This window comes from Kibdelosporangium persicum, assembly GCF_013280595.1.
In the GTDB taxonomy this organism is placed as follows: Bacteria; Actinomycetota; Actinomycetes; order Mycobacteriales; family Pseudonocardiaceae; genus Kibdelosporangium; species Kibdelosporangium persicum.
Window position 1 is genome coordinate 60,926 of sequence record NZ_JAAATY010000034.1, and the last position, 18,538, is coordinate 79,463.

The following is an 18,538-nucleotide window of genomic DNA, read 5'->3' on the forward strand; positions in this document are numbered from 1 at the left end:
GACAACCATGTCGACCACCAGCACCGCCCGCAATCTCGTCAACGGCGAGTGGAGCGACACCGGCTCGGTCCACGAGTCGATCGACCCTTCCACGGGTGAGGTCGTCGGAACCTACGTTTCCGCGGGCCGCGCCGAGGCGCAGGCCGCGATCGACGCCGCTCGCTCCACCTTCGACACCACCGGCTGGTCGCGCGATCCGTCCCTACGATCGCGGGCCCTGTACGAACTGGCCGACCGGCTCGCCGAACGGGTGCCCGCCATCGCCCGGATGCTGGCTCGGGAGAACGGCAAGCTGCTCGCCCAGACGACCTGGGAGCTGCTGACCTCGGTCGAATGGCTGCGCTACAGCGCCGCCTCCGCGCTCGTCCACATCGCCGGGCGCGCCGCCGAACCCACCCCGGGGGCCTACTACCACTCGGTCCCCGAGGCGGCGGGCGTCGCGGGCATCATCGCCCCGTGGAACTCCCCGGTGATCCTGCTGGTCCGCGCTCTGGGCCCGGCCATCGGGGCCGGCTGCACCACCGTGGCCAAGATGCCCGGCCAGACCGCGCTGACCAACGCGTTGTTCGCCGAGGCCGTCGCCGCCACGTCCTCGCTTCCCGCCGGTGTCGTCAACATCCTCACCGAGGCCGGTAACGAGGTGGCGCCGATGCTGGTCGCCTCGCCGGACATCGACGTGCTCAGCTACACCGGCAGCACGCACGTCGGGCGCGCCATCGCGGCCACGGCCGCCCCCACGCTCAAGCGGCTCGGCCTCGAACTGGGCGGCAAGACGCCGCTGATCGTCTTCGACGACGCCGACCTGGACAGCGTGGTCCCCACGCTCGTGATGAGCAGCATCCTGATGAACGGCGAGTTCTGCTGCACCGGCTCCCGCGTCCTCGCCCAGCGCGACATCGCCGACGAACTGCGCACCCGGCTCGCGGCGGCACTGGCAGGGGTCAAGGTCGGCCCCGCGCTCGACCCCACCAGTCAGATGGGCCCGCTGATCGACAAGGCCAGCGTCGCCAGGGTCGACCGGATCGTCGAGGAGGCCGCCGACTACGCCAAGATCATCGTCCGGGGTGGCCCGGTCACCGGCCCCGGCCTGGCCGGTGGCGCGTTCTTCCGGCCCGCCCTGATCGAGGTCGACCGGATCGACGTGCCCGTCGTCCAGCAGGAGGTGTTCGGCCCGGTGCAGACCTTCGAGGTCTTCGACGACGAGACCGACGCGATCCAGCGGGCGAACGCCACCGAGTTCGGCCTCGCCGCCTCCGTGTTCACCCTCGACGACCTGCGGGCCCGCCGAGTCGGCCGCGCCCTGCGCTTCGGTGGCATCTGGTTCAACACCTGGGGCTCGATGTCCGAACACTTCGAGCAGGGCGGCATGAAGCAGAGCGGCTACGGCACGCTGTGCGGGCCGACCGCAATGAGCGAGTTCCAGCACCTCAAGACCTACGGCAGCATGGCCCCACACCCGGCCTAGAAGCCCGGCCCAGCGGACAGTTCGTGCGGTTTCGCCGTGCGGCCCAGAGCAGGTCGCACGGCGAACCGGTCGGAGCGCGGATATCCGTTGCGCGGGATGTGGTGGAAATGGTCGGCTGGGGCGACTGAGTCCGCCCGAGCCGAGCGAGGACAATAGGCACCGTGATCGACCTGAAGACACTGCGCGAAGACCCGGAGGCGGTGCGCGCTTCGCAGCGTGCCCGTGGTGAGGACGAGCAGCTGGTGGACCAGTTGCTGTCCGCCGACGAGCGTCGCCGCGGTTCCGTCTCCAGGGCGGACACGTTGCGAGCCGAGCAGAAGGCCTTCGGCCGCCAGGTGGGCAAGGCCAAGGGCGAGGAGCGCGAGGCCCTGCTGGCCAAGGGCAAGGAAATGGCCGCCGAGGTCAAGGCCGCCGAGGCCGAGCAGGCCGAGGCCGAGGAAACGGTCACCAGGCTGCACCGGGCCATCCCGAACCTGGTCCACCCGGCCGCGCCCGCGGGCGGTGAGGACGACTACGCCGTGCTCAAGCACGTCGGCGAGCCCAAGCCGGTCGACTTCGAGCCTGCCGACCACCTCGATCTGCTCACCAAGCTGGGCGGCGTCGACATGGAGCGCGGCGCGAAGGTGTCGGGCTCGCGGTTCTACTTCCTCACGGGCATCGGCGCGCAGCTCCAGCTGGCGCTGCTCAACATGGCCGTGCAGCAGGCGGTCGCCAACGGCTTCCAGGTGATGATCACGCCGTCGCTGGTGCGGCCGGAGATCATGGACGGCACGGGTTTCCTCGGCGCGCACTCCAGCGAGGTCTACCGCCTGGCCGAGGACGACCTGTACCTGGTCGGGACGTCGGAGGTGCCGCTCGCGGGCTACCACGCCGACGAGATCCTCGACCTCTCGGCGGGTCCACGCCGGTACGCGGGCTGGTCGTCGTGCTACCGGCGGGAAGCCGGGTCGTACGGCAAGGACACCCGCGGCATCATCCGGGTCCACCAGTTCGACAAGGTGGAGATGTTCACCTACTGCAAGCCCGAGGACGCCGAGGCCGAACACGGCCGGCTGCTGGCGTGGGAAGAGGAGATGCTCGCCAAGATCGAGGTGCCGTACCGCGTGATCGACACGGCCGCGGGCGACCTGGGCACGAGCGCCTCGCGCAAGTTCGACTGCGAGGCGTGGTTCCCGTCGCAGCAGGCGTATCGCGAGCTGACGTCCACTTCGAACTGCACGACGTTCCAGGCCCGCAGGCTCAACGTGCGGTACCGCGACGAGAACGGCAAGCCACGGACCGCCGCGACGCTGAACGGGACGCTCGCCACCACGCGCTGGATCGTCGCGATCGTGGAGAACCACCAGCAGGCCGACGGATCGGTCGTGGTCCCGGAGGCGTTGCGGCCGGGACTCGGCGGTGTCGAAGTCCTCGAACCCAAGGCGTGACGCGGAAAGGGCCCCGGCCGGGGCCCTTTTCCTTATCCCTTCACGCAGACGACCTGCTTGAGCTTCGCCACGATCTCCACCAGGTCGGACTGGTTCGCGATGACCTCGTCGATGTCCTTGTACGCCGCCGGGATCTCGTCGACCACGCCGGAGTCCTTCCGGCACTCCACGCCCGCGGTCTGCGCCGCGAGGTCCTCGGCGCTGAACTTCTTGCGCGCCTTGGTCCGCGACATGCGACGGCCCGCGCCGTGCGACGCCGACTCGAACGAGTCCGGGTTTCCCAGGCCACGCACGATGTACGACCCGGTGCCCATCGAGCCCGGGATGATGCCCAGGTCGCCACGGCCCGCGCGGATCGCGCCCTTGCGGGTGACCATCACGTCCGTGCCGAAGTGCGTCTCCTCCGCCACGTAGTTGTGGTGGCAGGAGATCGGCTCCTCGAAGCTCACCTGCGGGAACTGCTCACGCAGCACCGAGCAGACAAGACGCAGCATGACCGCACGGTTGCGGCGCGCGTAGTCCTGCGCCCAGTACAGGTCCCGGCGGTACGCCTCCATCTCGGGCGTCTTGGCCAGGAACACCGCCAGGTCCGGGTCCGGCAGCTCGGCGTTGTGCGCCAGGCCCTTCGCGATCCCGATGTGGTGCTGCGCCAGGATGTTGCCCACGCCGCGAGAGCCCGAGTGCAGCATCACCCAGACCTGCTGCTGAGTGTCCAGGCAGACCTCGATGAAGTGGTTGCCGCCGCCGAGCGTGCCCATCTGGTGCAGCGCACGAGCCCGGTCGAACCCGCCGGCCAACTGGTCGAAGCCGCTCCAGAAGGCACCCCAGTCACCGGCGTCGCGTCCGTCGAACGCCGTCGCCTTGTGCATGGCGAACCCGACGGGCACCGCCTTCTCGATCTCCGAACGGATCCGGCCGAGGTCGTCGGGCAGGTCGGACGCGCGCAGCGAGGTCCGGACGGCCGCCATGCCGCAGCCGATGTCCACACCGACCGCCGCGGGTGAAACCGCGTCTCGCATGGCGATCACGGACCCGACTGTCGCGCCCTTGCCGTAGTGCACGTCCGGCATCACCGCGACGTGCTTGAAAGCCCAAGGCAGCGCGGAGATGTTGTGCAGCTGGCGCATGGCCTGCTCCTCGACCTCCTCGGGCCGAGTCCAGAGTCGGATGTCCACGTTCCTGCCGCGGATCACGGTTGCGTTCACGTCTTCCAGGCTAGGTCAGCCGCCAAGGGGATTTTCGCCTTCGGTGACAGCTCGGTCACAGTCGGAATTTCCCCCTAACACCCCGTATCTGGGACAGGGCCGCTGACTCCTTTCTCATCGGGGAGGCCCGCGGCGAGGAGGCACGGATGTCCGTAACAGCGTTGGCGGAACGCGAGGACAAGAGGACACGGAGTGGGGAGCCCGTGGACGAGATCGTGCTCAACGCCGTGGTCGAGGCGGCCGTGTCGGGGGACACGGCCGCCACAGAATGGCTGCTGAGCTATGTGCGGCCATTGGTTCTGCGCTACTGCCAGGCGCGGATCGGGGGGCACCGGACGGCGATCTCGGTCGACGACGTCGCCCAGGAGGTGCTGTTGGCGCTGTTCCGGGCACTGCCGGGATATCGCAACCAGGGGAGGCCGTTCCTGGCGTTCGTCTACGGCATCGCCGGCCACAAGGTCGCCGACGCCCGGCGCAACGCGGCCCGTGTGGCCACGGCGTTGTCCGTGCCGGAAATCCCGGATGTCGCCAGCCAGGAGGCGACGCCGGAACAACACGCGTTGCAGTTCGAGCTGACCAGCCGGATGGAACAGTTGCTGCGCCAGGTGTTGTCACCGCGTCAGCACGAGATCCTGGTCCTGCGCCTGGTGGTCGGCCTGTCCGCGGAGGAGGTCGCGGACGTGATGGGCTCGACTCCCGGCGCGATCAGGGTGGCGCAGCACCGGGCCCTGACCCGGCTGCGCAAGGTCGTCACCCGGGACTGATCCGGGGGAACCGCGTCTCGTTGCGGTCGATCTTGGCGTTCGCGGCCTTGATGAGGTCGACGTCCAGCACGTCGGCGAGCCGCACGAGGTAGAGCAGCACATCGGCCAGTTCGTCCTCGATGTCCGCGGCCAGCTCCGGGTCCCGCATGGCGGCCGCGGCCTGCTCGGGCGTGAGCCACTGGAACAGGCTGATCAGCTCGCCCGCCTCGCCGGACAGCGCCATCGCAAGATTCTTGGGCGTGTGGAACTGCTCCCAGTCGCGAGCGGCGGCGAAGTCACGAAGACGCATGGTCAAGTCGGCGAGGCTCATGTGCTCAATGGAACACCGGGTGGGCCGCGACGTTGGCCGCGGCCTGCTCGTTCGCGACCTGACGGCGACGCTCCCGGCGCCGTTGGGCGACCATGCTGTCGAGTTCGACGATCACCGGACCGAGCGCCATCAGCAGCACGAGGGCCACCCCCAGCACGGCCCCGATCCAGGTCAGCACCAGCATCAGCATTGTGTTCTCCCGTCTGTTCGAGCTGACACCAGCCTGGCTCACCGGCCCGGTGCGCCGAATCGGCCGAAAAGCCATCCCCAGCCGCCGAATGGCCATGACCAGGCATTACGCAGGTCACCCCGGACATCAGGGCCGGTTTTGTCGGACCCCTTCGGTAACGTGGATTTCGGGGGTCCCCCTCAGGGAAATGTTGATGTGATGGCGGCTGCGCTGATGGCCGGGCACGGGTGGCCCGGACGGAGGGCCAAGTCGCCGACGAAGGGCCAGTGCCGGGCTGACTTGCGGAAAACCTTGTGGTGGAGCGGTTTGCCCGGGGGCAGGGCGGCCCAGAGGCCCGGCGGCTGAACTGGTCGACAAGCACGGCGGCCATGGGGCCTCCCCCGCCTACCTCCCCGAAGCCTGCGAGGACCCGGCGTCGAGCTGACCTGCCGAAACCCGGAAGGGACCCTTCAGCCGGACCTGTCTCTCCGAGCCCCACGGGTTTCCCGCATCGCCCTGGCCTGCCAAACCCCCAGTCCGACCTGTCCCTTCAAAGCCGCCCACGGGGTTCCCGCGTCAGGTTGACCTGCTGAAACGCGGAACTGTCGGACCATTTCGGTAACGTTGAAATCGGGGGTCCCCCAGGCGGCGAGGGTGTTGCGATGAGGGCTGCGCGGAGGCAGGGGCTGGCCTCAGGGTTGTCCCGGTTGGCCGATCGGCCGAGGGACACGCGCCGGTTGACCGAGGCGGCAGCGGCCGCGAGGTGCGAAGCTTTCGTTCCGTGACGGTGCCCCCTGTCCAGCCTCGGACGAGCCGTTGGCTGCTGACCCTGCTCGCCGCGTCGTTCCTGATCGACGTACTGCTGTCGTTCGACAGCGGCAGGCCGGCTCTGGGAGCACTTCCAGGTGCCGCGATGCTGGGGTTGTGTGCACTGTTGGGGGCGCAGAAGCCGACGCTGGGGGCGTGGGCGGGCTCGGCCGTGCTCCTTGTGTCGACGGCGGTCATCCGGCTGTCGGACACCAGGCCCGAGTCGATCAGCCTGAACGACCTCCTGCTGACCGAGGTCGCCGCGGGTGTCGCGCTCGTCGTGCTGGTGGTCTGGCGGACGCGTCCGTTCACAGCGACGCTCAGCACGGCGTCGCTGGTCGTCGCCGCGCTGCTGGCGACGTTCTTCCGGACCGGGTCGTGGTCGCTGTCCGAAGTGCGGACAATTCAACTCGGGTTGCTGATCCTGATCGGGTCCGTCGTCATCGGCGTTTACCTGCGTGGGGTGAGCGGGAAGCGCACGGAGACCGAACTCGGGGCGCTGGTGCGCAGGCAGTGGCCGTTGGCCGCCGCGCTCGCGCTGATCTTCTTCCTCGACCTGCGGCTCGGCGAGGCACCGAACCAGATCTTCGCGCTCGGCGGTGCGATGGTCGCTTCGGTGTGCGCCTTCTTCGCGCCGCGTGCGCCGGTCACCCTGACGTTGGTCGCGACCATCGGCATCGCGTTGGCGCCCTTCGCGCTGTACCTCAGCGGGGGGATTCTGCCGAACCGGTCGGGCCAGGACGCCCTGGTGTTCACCGAGGTCGCCGCGGCCATGGCGTTGATCGCGTACGACGTCCGGTGGGCGCCGCGGTGGCCCGCCATCCTCAGCAGTGCCGCGCTCGCGCTGGCCACGTTCCTGGCGCTGGAACTCCGCAGCCTGCTGGACAGCAGTGCGAGCAACCGGGGCGACCAGTTCGGGCTCTTTCTCGCGTTCCTGCTCGTGATCGCGGTGGCGACGGGAATGTACTTCCGATCGCGTGACCGTGAGCGCAACCAGTCCATTCGCTCCGCGGTGACGGGCGCACAGCAGAGTGAGCGGCTGGCGTTGGCGCGTGAACTGCACGACGTCGTGGCGCATCACGTGACGGGCATCGTCGTGCAGGCACAGGCCGCGAAACTGGTGTCGGACCGGGACCCGCGGATCGCCGTGCAGGCGCTCGACAAGATCGAGACCAGCGGGGTCGAGGCGTTGAAGGCCATGCGGTTCCTGGTCGCCAGCATGCGTGGCGCCAAACCGGCGGGCACGTCCGAGGCGACCGAACAGGCCACCACCGACCTGACCGCCGACCTGACCGCTGTGATCGAGAACTTCAGCGGTCCGCCCGTCAAGCTCAACCTGGACGTGCCGCAGATCGTGCCGCAGGAGGTCGGCCGGTCGGTGCTCCGGCTGGTCCAGGAGTCGCTGACCAACGTCGGCAAGCACGCGCTCGACGCGACCTCGGTCAGCGTCGAGGTGATCACCAGCGACTCGGAGATCCACGTCCGGGTGGCCGACAACGGCACCGGCCGACGCCAAGATCCGGTCGGCGGGTCGGGCGGCTACGGTCTGGTCGGAATGCGTGAACGCGTCGAACTGCTCGGCGGCCGGTTCGCCGCCGGCCCGGCCGACCCGGTCGGCTGGCAGGTCGACGCCTGGCTGCCGGTCGAGGAAGAAGAGGAAGCCACGTGACGATCCGCGTGCTGATCGCCGACGATCAGGAGATGGTCCGGGCCGGGTTCCGGATGATCCTGGAGACCCAGGAGGACATCAAGGTCGTCGCGGACGTGCCGGATGGCCGCGCGGCCGTGGCCAAGGCCCGGGAACTGCGGCCGGACGTCTGCCTGCTGGACATCCGGATGCCGGGGATCGACGGGCTCGAGGTGACCAAGATGCTCGCCGGTCCGGGGGTCACGGATCCGTTGAAGGTCGTCGTTGTGACCACATTCGACCTCGACGAGTACGTGCACACCGCGCTTGCCAACGGCGCCAGCGGTTTCCTGCTCAAGGACGCCGGGCCCGCGCTGCTGCTGGAAGCGGTCCGCGCGGCGGTCCGCGGCGACGCGTTGATCTCGCCGCAGATCACCGTCCGGCTGTTGCGGCACTTCGCCGCGCCCGCGAAGACCGCTCGCGCGACGGATGTCACGCTGACCGAGCGCGAGCAGGACGTGGTGCGCGCGGTCGCCCGTGGGCTGACGAACACCGAGATCGGCAACGAGCTCTTCATGTCGCTGTCGACCGTGAAGACGCATCTGGCGGCGGTGCAGTCGAAGATCGACGCGCGCAACCGTGTCGAAGTGGCCGCGTGGGCGTGGCGCACTGGCCTGATGAGCAACGGTTAGGTCGTGTTTCGAATGTCCCGGTCGATGAGAGTCTGCCCCGGCCGGAGGCCGGAATCGGCTCGGTGGGGCGGTTCCTGGCGTCGCCGCGGGATCGCCGCGAATACTGGTTGTCTTTGGGCGGTCCCGCGGTGGCGTCAGGGGCCGCATCCGGCCCGGCTATCGCGATCGGGCATTTGAAACACGGCCTAGTCGGTGTACTTCTTCGACCGCAACGTGATGGTCTCCTTGGGGTCGAGCACGGTTCCGCCCTGGGGGTTCTGCTCGACGACCACCCAGTTGCGGTCCATGATCAGCGACCGCTTCCGTCCCGTGGCGTCTTCCTCGGCCAACCGGTAGAAACCCGCGGCCTGCATCGCGTCCTGCGCCTCTTGGTGGTTCTTGCCGACCACGTTGGGAACGATGTGCCCGCTGGGCGCCTTCGAGCCGGGCACGACCGTCTGGCCGATCACCGCCTCCGCAGGTGCCGGCGGTGGCGGCGGCGCAGGCGGCGGTGGCGAGGAGCACGCGGCAAGCAGCAGGAGCCCTGTCAGCAGTGCCTTTCGCATCGTGACCTCACTTCACAGCCGAATCCGTCCGCCAGTCTGCCCGCGAGACCGTCCCAGTCGCCATCAGTGTCCCAGACCGGGAGCCGTGGACCGCCGGAGTTCGTCACCTCGGTGCCGCCGTTGTCCGATTTGACCTGGAGCGCGCTCCAGGGTGTGTGATGGCGTCATGACACTGAACGGGAAGGTCGCACTGGTCACGGGCGCCTCGTCGGGGATCGGCGAGGCGACCGCGGAGGAGCTCGCGGCGGCGGGCGCGTCGGTCGTCATCGGGGCTCGCCGGACGGACCGGCTGGCCGCGCTGGAGGACCGGCTCACCGCGACGGGCACCAAGGTGCTCAGCGTCGAACTGGACGTGACCGACCAGGACGCCTGCCAGGCCGCGGTCCAGGCGGCGGTCGACCAGTTCGGCCAGCTGGACGTCCTGGTGAACAACGCGGGCGTGATGCTGCTGGGCAGCATCGTCGGAGCGGACACCACCGAGTGGACGCGGATGATCAACACCAACGTCCTCGGCCTGATGTACATGACCGACGCCGCGCTGCCACACCTGTTGGCCAGCAAGGGGTCCATCGTCCAGATGTCGTCGGTCGCCGGCCGGGTCGCGCGGCTGGGGTCGGGCGTCTACAACGCCTCGAAGTGGGCCGTCGGCGCCTTCAGCGAATCACTGCGCCAGGAGGTCACCGACAAGGGCGTCCGGGTGGTGCTGATCGAGCCCGGCATGGTGGACACCGAGTTGCGCGATCACATCACCGACCAGAACGCCAAAGCCGCGATCGAGGAGCGGGCCAGCCGGACCAGGCAGTTGCAGGCGGCGGACATCGCGAAGGCCGTGCTGTACGCCGTGACGCAGCCGGACTACGTCGCCGTCAACGAGATCCTGATCCGGCCGACCGATCAGGTGCTCTGAATCGTCTTCACGCGCAGCTGCTGCCCAGGCGGGTCACCGGCACACCCGGTGCCCGTCAACGGCACGAACATCGACGCGGTCTCCTGCGGCGGGTACACGCGCAGGCCACGGACCTCGGTCGGCTTGCACACCGCCGGGTCGTAGTTCCGCACCTGCGTGAACCCGACCGGGGCGAACGCGCTCTGGCCGGGCGCGAGCTTGATCGGTGCGCCCTTGGTGCCCTCGCGCACGGCCGGTTCGCCCACCTGCTGGCCGCTGTCACCGGTCACATAGGACACTCCAGGGAAACCCTGGATGGTGCACGCGGCCGAGCCCGCGTTGGTGAAGACGAGCTTGCGGTAGACCGTGCCCGCGGCGGCGTCGCCGTCGGACAAGCTGAGCTTGAGGTTGGCCGACTTGCACAGCCCGTCCTGCGCGGGTTGCGGGGCGGGGGTCTGCGGTGGCGCGGGCGGCGCCGGCGGTGGCGCGGCCGCCGATGTGGGTGTTTCCGAGGGAGTGGTGGTCGCGGTGCTGACGGCCGGCTGAGTGGAGCCGATCGTCGGGATCTGCGGATTGGCGACGGGCTCGGGCTGGCCGGTACACGCGGCCAGCAGGAACAGGCTGCTCGCTGCCAGGATGCCGATCTTGGGGACCTTCATGGCGTTCGCCTCCAGCGTGTCATCTCCTGGATGCCCACTGTGAGGACGTACCGAAACCTAAGTAGGTTGCGTCAGGCGTTCACCAACATGGTCCGCGGCCACCCGGTCGAACAGTCCATCGCGTCGCACCAACTGGCCGGCGATGTGCGCCCTGACTTCGGCGGGTTTGTTGCCGCCGTACTTGAACTTGGCGGTCACGTCGGTGACCGTCAGCTGGATTCCCCGGATACCGGACAACAGGCGCTCGTTCCGGTCGACCTCCGGCCGCACGCCAGGCTGGAAGTGCGCGAGCTGCCGGTTGAGGATCACGGCCTTCTCGGCGGGGTCGTCGACCACGCGGACGTCACATTCGAGCAGGACAGCGGCGTAGTACGAGGTCGGCACGCCACCGTTCCAGCTTGACGGGATGAACGTGTAGTCGCCGACCACGCTCAGCGTCGCGCGCGCACGTTCATCCAGGGCACGCCAGACCGGGTTCGGTCGTGCGAGGTGCAGCCAGACCGTGTTGCCGTCTTCGCGGTCGAGCGTGAAGTGCGTGGGCACGATGATCGGAAGGTCCCGATCGCGCCCGGGGGCGATCAGCTGACCGAAGTCGTGCCCGGCCCGCAGCCATTCCCGCCACTCGGCGGGTGGCGCGGAGTCCCAGGGATGAACCAGCATGGCTACCAGCTTGAACACGGATGTGGTCATCCAGAAGTGCCATTTCTGCCCCATTTCGCAAGGCCACTTTTGTTCATCGGGCTGCTCGCGCGAGTTCACGTCACGTTCGTCGAGGCACCGGAGGCTCCTGGATCATGACTGACCTCTCCCGCCGCCGCCTGCTCGCCCTCTCCGGCGGTGTCGCCGCCGGCTCCCTGCTCCCGCCCTCGGTGCACGCCGCGATGGCCGAGCCCGCGAGACCAGGTGGCCTGAACGCGATCGAGCACGTGGTGATCCTGATGCAGGAGAACCGGTCGTTCGACAACTACTTCGGCACCCTGCGCGGTGTCCGCGGTTTCAGCGACCCGGCCGCGCTCAAGGGGATCTTCGAACAGTCCGGCGTGATGCCGTTCTCCGCACGCGAGGCCGCCGAGCGCGCGAACCGGCCGGGCAGCGACATCCAGTACCTCGGCTCGCTCGACCACAGCTGGGAAGGCGGCCAGGCCGCGTGGGCGAACGGCTGGAACAACGGCTGGGTGCCGGCCAAGTCGAAGTCCACAATGGCCTACTACGACCGGCGGGACATCCCGTTCCAGTACGAGCTCGCCGAGACGTTCACCCTGTGCGACGCCTACCACTGCTCGGTGTTCGGCCCGACCAACCCGAACCGGCTGTACATGTGGAGCGGCAACGTCGGCTACGAGCCCGGGACGCAGCAGCGTGTGGTCGGCAACGACGCGTACGACGAGGACAACCACCCCGGCTACAGCTGGACGACGTACGCCGAACGGCTCGAATCCCGTGGCGTGTCGTGGAAGACCTACCAGGAATGGGACAACTACCAGGACAACGCGCTGGAGTTCTTCGCCCGTTTCAAGGAAATCGCCCGCAAGGTGCTCAAGCCGCTCGGCCTGCGCAGCATGGACCGGTTCTACGCCAACCTTTTCAAGGCCTCGGCCGCGGACCGTGAAACGATGCTGAAGCAGCTGGCCGACGGGGTCGCCACGCTCGACAAGGCCGAGCGTTCGCTGTACGACCGTGCTCTGGCGCGCGTCCGGCCAGGTGAACTGGCCAAGTCGTTCCGGGCGGACATCGAGGCGGGCAAACTGCCCAAGGTCTCGTACCTGGTGCCGTCGGCCGCGGACTCCGAGCACCCGTCGGCGTCCTCGCCCGCGGCCAGCGCCAAGCTGACCTACGACATCCTCGACGCGATCGCCTCGAACCCGGAGGTGTGGGCCAAGACCGCCCTGATCCTGACGTTCGACGAGTTCGACGGCTACTTCGACCACGTGCCGCCGCCGGTCCCGCCCGCCGCGCGCACCGAGGAGTTCCACGACGGCAAGCCGATCGGCCTGGGGTTCCGCGTGCCCACGACCATCGTCTCGCCGTGGACCATCGGCGGCTACGTCTGCTCGGAGACCTTCGACCACACCTCGGTGATCCAGTTCCTGGAGCGGTGGACGGGCGTGCACGAGCCCAACATCAGCCCGTGGCGCCGGACCGTCGCGGGCGATCTGACCTCGGCGTTCGACTTCAAACGCGGCGGCCGCAAACCGGAGCTCGACACACCCGGCCCGGTCCCGGCGCCGGTGCCGCGGTGGACGCCGGCACCGCCGAGCGACCAGTCGATTCCCCAGCAGGAGCCCGGAAAGCGTCCCGCGCGGCCGCTGCCGTACCGGCCGGAGGCGTGGGCGAAGCGCGAAGGCAGGACCCTCGTGGTGACGTTGCGGAACTTCGGCACGCGCAGCGCGCACTTCGCGATCTACCCGTACGGCAAGGAGTTCGACGCACCCAAGCACGTCGACGTGCTCGGCCTGCAGATCGTCCGGATCCCGTTGCCCGGCAAGGACTACCACATCGAGGTGCACGGCCCGGCCGGCTTCCGCCGCACCTTCACCTCGTGAGCGTTTATCCGTGTTCTAACCCTGATAAACACTCACGAGTGGGGTAGGTCGAGGCCGGTCCATTCCAGGCAGTTCCAGCCGTCGCCGTTGGCCTCCAGCAGGACGTGACCGGTGTTCGGCAGCACGCCGACGTTGGCGAGCTGACCGGTCACGTTCTCGGCCAGCCATTCCGCGCCGAGCCGGATCATGGCGCCGTGGCTGACCAGGACAACCAGGCCGTCGGAGTGCTTGTCCTGGATCAGCCGGACCGCGTCGAGGAACCGGGTACGGATCTCCGCGCCGCTCTCGCCGCCGGGCATCCGCGCGGCCAGGTCGTCGTTGGTCCACCGCAGGTAGATCTCGAAGAACTCCCTGATGGCCGCTTCGTCCGTGCGGCCTTCCAGGTCGCCGACGAACACCTCGTGCACGCCTTCGACGACCTGGACGTCGAGGCCGTGCGCCGCGGCGATCGGGGCGGCGGTCTCCTGCGCACGGGTGGCCAGGCTCGCGTAGACCGCCACCGGCGCCTCGGACATGCGTGCGGCGAAGTCGGCGGCCTGCTGGTGCCCCTCTTCGGTGAGCGGCGCGCCGGGCAGGCTCGTGTCGAGGGCACGTTGCAGGTTGGACGCGGTCTGGCCGTGGCGGACGAGCATCAACCGCATCAGCGGCCCTCCCGGACCTCGGCCACCCAGGCAGCGGCGGCGTGGTAGTCGGAGTCGGTCGCCCGGGGCGGCGCCTGGGACGGGGACTGGTCGGCCTTCGGGTACGACCCGAGGAACCGGACCTGGCGGCTGACCCGGTGCAACGCGGCGAGCGCGTCGCCGACCCGCTGCTCGGCGACGTGCCCGTCGAGGTCCAGGTAGAAGCGGTATTCACCGAACTGTCCGCGCAGCGGCCGCGACTCGATCCGCGTCAGGTTGATGCCGCGCAGCGCCAGTTCCGACAACGTGTTGGCCAGCGAACCAGGTTCGTCGTGCGCGATGACGACGGCAAGCGAGGTGCGGTCGTGGCCTGTCGGCCGCGGCAGGTTGCCGGGCCGGCGCAGCAGCAGGAACCGGGTGACCGCGGTGTCGACGTCGGCCACGTCGGTGGCGAGCTCGGTCAGCGGATAGTGCAGGGCGGCGACGGGCGCGGACACGGCCGCGTCGAACTCGCCCTCGCTGACCTTGACCGCGGCCGACGCCGTCGACGTGGTCGCCACCGGCACGGCGTTGGGCAGGTGTTCGGCAACCCACTGACGCACCTGAGCCAGCGCGTGCGGGTGCGAGGCGACGGTTTTGACGTCCTCAGGCTCGGCACCTGGACGCGTCAGGACCGAGAACCGTACGGGCAAGACGACCTCGCCGACGGCGTACAGCGGCTCGTCCTCCGCCAACGCGTCCATGGTCGCGGTCACGGCGCCCTCGACCGAGTTCTCCACCGGCACACAGCCGGCGTCGACCTCACCCGCGCGTACGGCCGCGAGCACCAGCGGAACGGTATCTACCGCGACGAACTCGGCGTCCCCGAACGAGCGGGCGGCCTGTTCGGTGAAGGTCCCCCGCGGGCCGAAGTAGGCGATTCGTGACACTGGACAACCATAGGGCACTTGATGGCGGTTCCCGTGCTGTCCCTGGCCTGACATGCTGTTGGTGTGACCGCCGAATCGGAGGCAAGTACCGAGCGTCTGTCGGGTTCCTATTCGCCGGAACTGGTGTTGTGCGCGGTTGAGCAACCACTCGCGCACGCATGGGAGGAGGCGGCGCGCCAGCGCCACGGCATACGGGTGCACCACGGCTCGGTGCTCGACGTGGGCGCGCAGGCTGTAGTGAGCCCAGCGAACTCGTACGGCTGGATGCGTGGCGGCGTCGACGCGGTCTACGCCCAGGCGTTCCCGAACATCGAGCAGACCGTGCGCAGTGCGGTCCTGGCGTTTCACGGCGGTGAACTGCCGGTCGGCGAGGCGTTGATCGTCCCGACGGGCAGGCCCGTGCCCGCGTGGCTGATCAGCTCACCGACCATGCGGGAGCCAGGTGAGCAGTTGCCTGCCGACACCGTGCATCCCTATCTCGCCGCGCGAGGCGCGTTCCGCTTATGGCGGGACGGTTTGCTCGACGAGGGCGTACTGATCCGCGATGTCATCCGCACCATCGCCATGCCAGGGCTGGGAACCGGCATCGGCGGCGTCGCGCCGGAGACGTGCGCGCGTCAGGTCATGGCGGCGTGGGACGAGGTCTTCTCAGAGCAGTAGCTCCAGCTCGAGCTCGTCGCGGATCGGGATGCCGTGCTCGCCGATCTCCGGGATCTCCGGTTTGAGCTGCCGCGCGGCGTCGATCGCGCCGACCCGCAGTTCACGGAACCGGAAGCCGCGCCGCTGGTAGAAACGGATCGCGTCGGTGTTGTCGTTGGTGGTCATCAGGATGATCCGCTCGCAGCCGAGCTGTTTGACGATCGACGTCATCGCTTCGAGCAGCGCCGTCCCGATGCCGCCGTCGGCCCGATATGCGTTGAGCGTCACGAGTTCGGCAGTGCGGCCCTCGATGTAGTACGTGAGCAAACCGACAACCTGGCCGTCCTGTGAGGCGACTAACCCCGGCAACTTGGCGGCGTCGTGCACCCTGCCGTGCCCGGCCACCACCCGTGGCGACCCCCAGCTTTCGGTCAGCAACTCCCCTATTCGCGACTGGTCGGCCGTTTCGATGGGCCGCAGCGTGTACTTCGTCACAGCGCGAGCCTGCCAGTGAGCACCTACCGTTAACTACGAGTTTTCCCTGCCTCGGCGAGGAGTGGCGCGATGGCGCGCGTGCGTGACCTGACCCCGTATGTGGAGTTGCATCGGGAGCAGTGGCGAGAGCTACGCAAGTCGACGCCCCTGCCACTGTCCGCCGGAGATCTGACCAGACTGCGCGGCCTGAACGATCCGGTCGACCTCAGTGAGGTCGCCGAGGTCTACCTGCCGCTGTCCCGGCTGATCAACCTGCAGGTGCAGGCCCGGCAACGGCTGTCCGACGCGACCGCGACCTTTCTCGGCGAATCGGAGAAGGTGCCGTTCATCATCGGCGTCGCGGGCAGCGTGGCGGTCGGGAAATCCACGACCGCACGTGTCCTGCGGGCGCTTCTGGCGCGCTGGCCGGACCACCCGAAGGTCGAACTCGTCACCACCGACGGGTTTCTCTGGCCGCGGGCCGAATTGCTGCGGCGCGGGATCATGCACCGCAAGGGTTTCCCGGAGAGCTACGACCGCAGGGCGCTGCTGCGGTTCGTCTCGGAGATCAAGTCGGGCGCCCCGGAAGCGCGGGCGCCGATCTACTCGCACCTGCTGTACGACATCGTGCCCGGCGAGGAGCAGGTGATCCGGCGGCCGGACATCCTGATCGTCGAAGGCCTGAACGTGCTCCAGCCAGGACCCCGGCTGACCGTCGCGGACCTGTTCGACTTCTCGATCTTCGTGGACGCGCACACCGAGGACGTGGCCCGGTGGTACATCGAGCGGTTCCTGACGCTGCGGCACACCGCGTTCGCCAACCCTGAGTCGCACTTCCACCACTACGCCTCGCTGAGCGACGACGAGGCGCGGCGCGAGGCGATGCAGCTGTGGAGCGGGATCAACGAGCCGAACCTGGTCCAGAACATCCTGCCGACCCGGCCGCGCGCCACTCTCGTCCTGCGGAAAGGACCGGATCACAACGTGTGCCGCGTCCGGCTCCGTAAGCTCTAGGTATGACCGTCCGGTTGCTGCTCGTCGACGACCACGAAGTGGTCCGCCGAGGGCTGCGTGACCTGTTGAACGGCGAGAAGGACATCGAGGTCGTCGCCGAAGCCGGCAGCGTCGGCGAAGCCCTGGTGCGTGCCCCGGCCAGCAAGCCTGACGTGGCGATCGTGGACGTGCGTCTGCCCGACGGCAACGGCGTCGAGTTGTGCCGGACGCTGCGCTCGTTGCCCGACGGACCGCGTTGTCTCGTGCTCACGGCGTTCGACGACGAAGAGGCCTTGGTCGGCGCGATCATGGCCGGGGCGTCGGGTTATCTGCTGAAGCAGGTCCGTGGGCATGACCTCGTGACGGCGGTGCATGAGGTCGCTGCGGGACGGTCCCTGCTGGATCCGATCACGACCGCGCGTGTGCTCGACCGCATGCGTCGTGCCGCGGATTCCGACGAGCTGAACACGTTGACCGAGCGCGAGCGGAAGGTCCTTGAGCTGATCGGCGAAGGACTGACCAACCGCCAGATCGCCGAGCAGCTGTTCCTCGCCGAGAAGACCGTGAAGAACTACGTGACCTCGGTGCTGGCCAAGCTCGGTATGGAGCGCCGCACGCAGGCCGCGGCGTGGGTGGCCCGGCGCTCAACCCGCTAGCGGGACCGTCCAGGTCACCGTGGTGCCCGTGCGGGCGCTGGAACGGACCTCGCAGTGGCCGCCCGCTTGCTCGGCGCGTTCCCGCAGGTGGTTCAGGCCGCGCTGGGTGACGCCCGGCGGGATGCCGCAACCGTTGTCGATCACGTGCATCTCGAGGACCACCGGAGTGACCTTGACCTGCACCCGGACGCTGCTGGCACCGGAATGCCGGACCACATTGGACAGTGCCTCGCGGAGCGCGGCCCTGGCGTGGTCGGCCAGTTCGCCCGGCACGGACTTCAGGTCACCGATCAGATCGAGCCGGGGCGTGAAACCGAGCAGCTCGCCCGCGGTCGCGACCTCGGAGCGGACCGTCTCGGTGAGGTCAGTCGGCTCGGTCGGGTCCGGGTTGAGCAGGGCACGGACCGTGCCGCGGATCTCGGCGATCGTCGCGTCCAGCTGGTCGACCGCGTCGGCCAGCCTCGCCGCATCCGCCTTGGCCAGCCGTTTGGTCGGCCGCCGGACCAGCAGGTCCAGCTGCATCCCGGCGCCATAGAGCCGCTGGACGATCACGTCGTGCAGGTTGCGGGCGATCTTCTCGCGCTCCTCCAGCACGGCGACACGCTGACGCGCGTTCGAGCCCTCAGCCAGCACGAGCACCAGCCCGGCCTGCGCGGCGAACGCCGTCAGGACCTCCACCGTGGGCGGCGCAAACGGTTGCGCACCCCGTTTGCGGTAGACCGTCAACGCCCCGAGCCGACGTTCCCTCGTACCGAAGGGCGCCGCCGCGAACGGCCCGAAACCCCACAGCTCCTTGGGCACGAACGGCGAGGTCCGTGGGTCCGTGGTGACGTCCTCGACCACCATCGGAATGCCACTGCGCGCGACCCTCGCCGCACTCGACCGCGTGGACAGCACGAGGCCGACCGGGTCGTCGACGATCGAGTTGCCGTGCGCGGCCTCGACCGTGAGCCTGCCGTCCTCACCACGCGCCATCACCAGCCCGAGGTCGGCCTCGGCCAGCTCGGCCGCGACCTCGACGACCATGGCGAGGACCGCCTCGGGGTCGTCGCCGGACAACGCGGCCGTGGCGATCTCGGTGGACGCGGTCAGGGCCCGCGCGGCCAATGTCGGATCCATAATCGTCAA

The 18,538-nt window shown here is 69.0% G+C and carries 20 protein-coding genes; 10 read left to right on the top strand and 10 right to left on the bottom strand.

What is annotated here, in order from left to right:
• Positions 1 to 7 precede the first annotated feature (7 nt).
• The gene (locus GC106_RS39135) at positions 8 to 1,465 is read left to right on the top strand and encodes an aldehyde dehydrogenase family protein (protein WP_173141045.1); all 1,458 of its coding nucleotides are present in this window, start codon (positions 8 to 10) and stop codon (positions 1,463 to 1,465) included.
• A 161-nt stretch (positions 1,466 to 1,626) separates the two neighbouring features.
• A complete protein-coding gene (gene serS, locus GC106_RS39140) occupies positions 1,627 to 2,892 on the top strand; it encodes a serine--tRNA ligase (protein ID WP_173141047.1) in 1,266 nt (421 codons plus the stop codon).
• A gap of 32 nt (positions 2,893 to 2,924) precedes the next feature.
• On the opposite strand, the gene GC106_RS39145 is transcribed toward serS, so the two are convergent.
• Positions 2,925 to 4,097: an RtcB family protein gene (locus GC106_RS39145; RefSeq protein WP_312873233.1), complete on the bottom strand. Its 1,173-nt coding sequence runs from the start codon at positions 4,095 to 4,097 to the stop codon at positions 2,925 to 2,927.
• A 146-nt stretch (positions 4,098 to 4,243) separates the two neighbouring features.
• Between GC106_RS39145 and shbA the strand changes: the two genes are divergently transcribed.
• Positions 4,244 to 4,861 (top strand): RNA polymerase sigma factor ShbA, encoded by a 618-nt coding sequence (gene shbA / locus GC106_RS39150; RefSeq protein WP_173141049.1) that lies wholly within the window; start codon positions 4,244 to 4,246, stop codon positions 4,859 to 4,861.
• On the opposite strand, the gene GC106_RS39155 is transcribed toward shbA, so the two are convergent.
• Positions 4,848 to 5,171, bottom strand: coding sequence for a nucleotide pyrophosphohydrolase (locus tag GC106_RS39155; RefSeq protein ID WP_173141051.1), 324 nt, complete (start codon positions 5,169 to 5,171; stop codon positions 4,848 to 4,850). The two genes, shbA and GC106_RS39155, sit on opposite strands and share 14 nt — an antisense overlap.
• Positions 5,172 to 5,175: 4 nt before the next feature.
• On the bottom strand, positions 5,176 to 5,361 hold the full coding sequence (locus GC106_RS39160; protein WP_173141053.1) for a hypothetical protein: 186 nt from the start codon (positions 5,359 to 5,361) through the stop codon (positions 5,176 to 5,178).
• Between the two features lie 760 nt (positions 5,362 to 6,121).
• On the opposite strand from GC106_RS39160, the gene GC106_RS49560 reads away from it, so the two are divergent.
• Together GC106_RS49560 and GC106_RS39170 are read left to right on the top strand one after the other, a co-directional pair.
• Positions 6,122 to 7,816 (top strand): sensor histidine kinase, encoded by a 1,695-nt coding sequence (locus tag GC106_RS49560; protein ID WP_173141055.1) that lies wholly within the window; start codon positions 6,122 to 6,124, stop codon positions 7,814 to 7,816.
• Positions 7,813 to 8,466 carry a response regulator gene (locus tag GC106_RS39170; RefSeq protein ID WP_312873234.1) on the top strand — a complete coding sequence of 218 codons (654 nt, stop codon included), beginning with the start codon at positions 7,813 to 7,815 and terminating at the stop codon, positions 8,464 to 8,466. The genes GC106_RS49560 and GC106_RS39170 overlap by 4 nt, the downstream gene beginning before the upstream one ends.
• Positions 8,467 to 8,651: 185 nt before the next feature.
• Here the strand turns inward: GC106_RS39170 and GC106_RS39175 are convergent, their stop codons facing one another.
• A complete protein-coding gene (locus GC106_RS39175) occupies positions 8,652 to 9,011 on the bottom strand; it encodes a PASTA domain-containing protein (protein ID WP_173141057.1) in 360 nt (119 codons plus the stop codon).
• A gap of 166 nt (positions 9,012 to 9,177) precedes the next feature.
• Here GC106_RS39175 and GC106_RS39180 point away from each other — a divergent pair, with 166 nt between their 5' ends.
• Positions 9,178 to 9,918, top strand: coding sequence for an SDR family NAD(P)-dependent oxidoreductase (locus tag GC106_RS39180; RefSeq protein ID WP_173141059.1), 741 nt, complete (start codon positions 9,178 to 9,180; stop codon positions 9,916 to 9,918).
• Here GC106_RS39180 and GC106_RS39185 read toward each other — a convergent pair.
• Positions 9,906 to 10,556, bottom strand: coding sequence for a DUF4232 domain-containing protein (locus GC106_RS39185; protein ID WP_173141061.1), 651 nt, complete (start codon positions 10,554 to 10,556; stop codon positions 9,906 to 9,908). The genes GC106_RS39180 and GC106_RS39185 overlap by 13 nt on opposite strands.
• Positions 10,557 to 10,613: 57 nt before the next feature.
• Positions 10,614 to 11,216 (bottom strand): FMN-binding negative transcriptional regulator, encoded by a 603-nt coding sequence (locus GC106_RS39190; protein WP_173141063.1) that lies wholly within the window; start codon positions 11,214 to 11,216, stop codon positions 10,614 to 10,616.
• Positions 11,217 to 11,350: 134 nt separating this feature from the next.
• Between GC106_RS39190 and GC106_RS39195 the strand changes: the two genes are divergently transcribed.
• A complete protein-coding gene (locus tag GC106_RS39195; RefSeq protein WP_217281509.1) occupies positions 11,351 to 13,099 on the top strand; it encodes a phosphocholine-specific phospholipase C in 1,749 nt (582 codons plus the stop codon).
• 32 nt (positions 13,100 to 13,131) lie between these two features.
• On the opposite strand, the gene GC106_RS39200 is transcribed toward GC106_RS39195, so the two are convergent.
• Both GC106_RS39200 and pheA read right to left on the bottom strand, forming a co-directional pair.
• On the bottom strand, positions 13,132 to 13,740 hold the full coding sequence (locus GC106_RS39200; RefSeq protein WP_173141065.1) for a histidine phosphatase family protein: 609 nt from the start codon (positions 13,738 to 13,740) through the stop codon (positions 13,132 to 13,134).
• Positions 13,740 to 14,648: a prephenate dehydratase gene (gene pheA / locus GC106_RS39205; RefSeq protein WP_173141067.1), complete on the bottom strand. Its 909-nt coding sequence runs from the start codon at positions 14,646 to 14,648 to the stop codon at positions 13,740 to 13,742. Before pheA ends, GC106_RS39200 begins: the two co-directional genes overlap by 1 nt.
• Before the next feature lie 63 nt (positions 14,649 to 14,711).
• On the opposite strand from pheA, the gene GC106_RS39210 reads away from it, so the two are divergent.
• Positions 14,712 to 15,308: a macro domain-containing protein gene (locus tag GC106_RS39210; protein WP_312873235.1), complete on the top strand. Its 597-nt coding sequence runs from the start codon at positions 14,712 to 14,714 to the stop codon at positions 15,306 to 15,308.
• Here the strand turns inward: GC106_RS39210 and GC106_RS39215 are convergent.
• Positions 15,297 to 15,782, bottom strand: coding sequence for a GNAT family N-acetyltransferase (locus GC106_RS39215; protein WP_173141069.1), 486 nt, complete (start codon positions 15,780 to 15,782; stop codon positions 15,297 to 15,299). The two genes, GC106_RS39210 and GC106_RS39215, sit on opposite strands and share 12 nt — an antisense overlap.
• A 69-nt stretch (positions 15,783 to 15,851) precedes the next feature.
• Between GC106_RS39215 and coaA the strand changes: the two genes are divergently transcribed.
• Both coaA and GC106_RS39225 read left to right on the top strand, forming a co-directional pair.
• Positions 15,852 to 16,775 carry a type I pantothenate kinase gene (gene coaA / locus GC106_RS39220; protein ID WP_173141071.1) on the top strand — a complete coding sequence of 308 codons (924 nt, stop codon included), beginning with the start codon at positions 15,852 to 15,854 and terminating at the stop codon, positions 16,773 to 16,775.
• A 2-nt stretch (positions 16,776 to 16,777) separates the two neighbouring features.
• On the top strand, positions 16,778 to 17,410 hold the full coding sequence (locus tag GC106_RS39225; protein ID WP_173141073.1) for a response regulator: 633 nt from the start codon (positions 16,778 to 16,780) through the stop codon (positions 17,408 to 17,410).
• On the opposite strand, the gene GC106_RS39230 is transcribed toward GC106_RS39225, so the two are convergent.
• Entirely contained in the window at positions 17,399 to 18,529 is a 1,131-nt protein-coding gene (locus GC106_RS39230; protein WP_173141075.1) for a GAF domain-containing sensor histidine kinase, read from the bottom strand. The two genes, GC106_RS39225 and GC106_RS39230, sit on opposite strands and share 12 nt — an antisense overlap.
• Positions 18,530 to 18,538 lie beyond the last annotated feature (9 nt).

Bases quoted from the DNA above. Each gene is read 5' to 3' on its own strand.
- GC106_RS39195 (WP_217281509.1), top strand. From the start codon at position 11,351: ATGACTGACCTCTCCCGCCGCCGCCTGCTCGCCCTCTCCGGCGGTGTC.
- GC106_RS39230 (WP_173141075.1), bottom strand. From the start codon at position 18,529: ATGGATCCGACATTGGCCGCGCGGGCCCTGACCGCGTCCACCGAGATC.
- GC106_RS39185 (WP_173141061.1), bottom strand. From the start codon at position 10,556: ATGAAGGTCCCCAAGATCGGCATCCTGGCAGCGAGCAGCCTGTTCCTG.
- GC106_RS39180 (WP_173141059.1), top strand. From the start codon at position 9,178: ATGACACTGAACGGGAAGGTCGCACTGGTCACGGGCGCCTCGTCGGGG.
- shbA (WP_173141049.1), top strand. From the start codon at position 4,244: ATGTCCGTAACAGCGTTGGCGGAACGCGAGGACAAGAGGACACGGAGT.
- GC106_RS39225 (WP_173141073.1), top strand. From the start codon at position 16,778: ATGACCGTCCGGTTGCTGCTCGTCGACGACCACGAAGTGGTCCGCCGA.
- GC106_RS39200 (WP_173141065.1), bottom strand. From the start codon at position 13,740: ATGCGGTTGATGCTCGTCCGCCACGGCCAGACCGCGTCCAACCTGCAA.
- GC106_RS39175 (WP_173141057.1), bottom strand. From the start codon at position 9,011: ATGCGAAAGGCACTGCTGACAGGGCTCCTGCTGCTTGCCGCGTGCTCC.
- GC106_RS39135 (WP_173141045.1), top strand. From the start codon at position 8: ATGTCGACCACCAGCACCGCCCGCAATCTCGTCAACGGCGAGTGGAGC.
- GC106_RS39155 (WP_173141051.1), bottom strand. From the start codon at position 5,171: ATGAGCCTCGCCGACTTGACCATGCGTCTTCGTGACTTCGCCGCCGCT.
- GC106_RS39160 (WP_173141053.1), bottom strand. From the start codon at position 5,361: ATGCTGATGCTGGTGCTGACCTGGATCGGGGCCGTGCTGGGGGTGGCC.
- GC106_RS39190 (WP_173141063.1), bottom strand. From the start codon at position 11,216: ATGCTGGTTCATCCCTGGGACTCCGCGCCACCCGCCGAGTGGCGGGAA.
- coaA (WP_173141071.1), top strand. From the start codon at position 15,852: ATGGCGCGCGTGCGTGACCTGACCCCGTATGTGGAGTTGCATCGGGAG.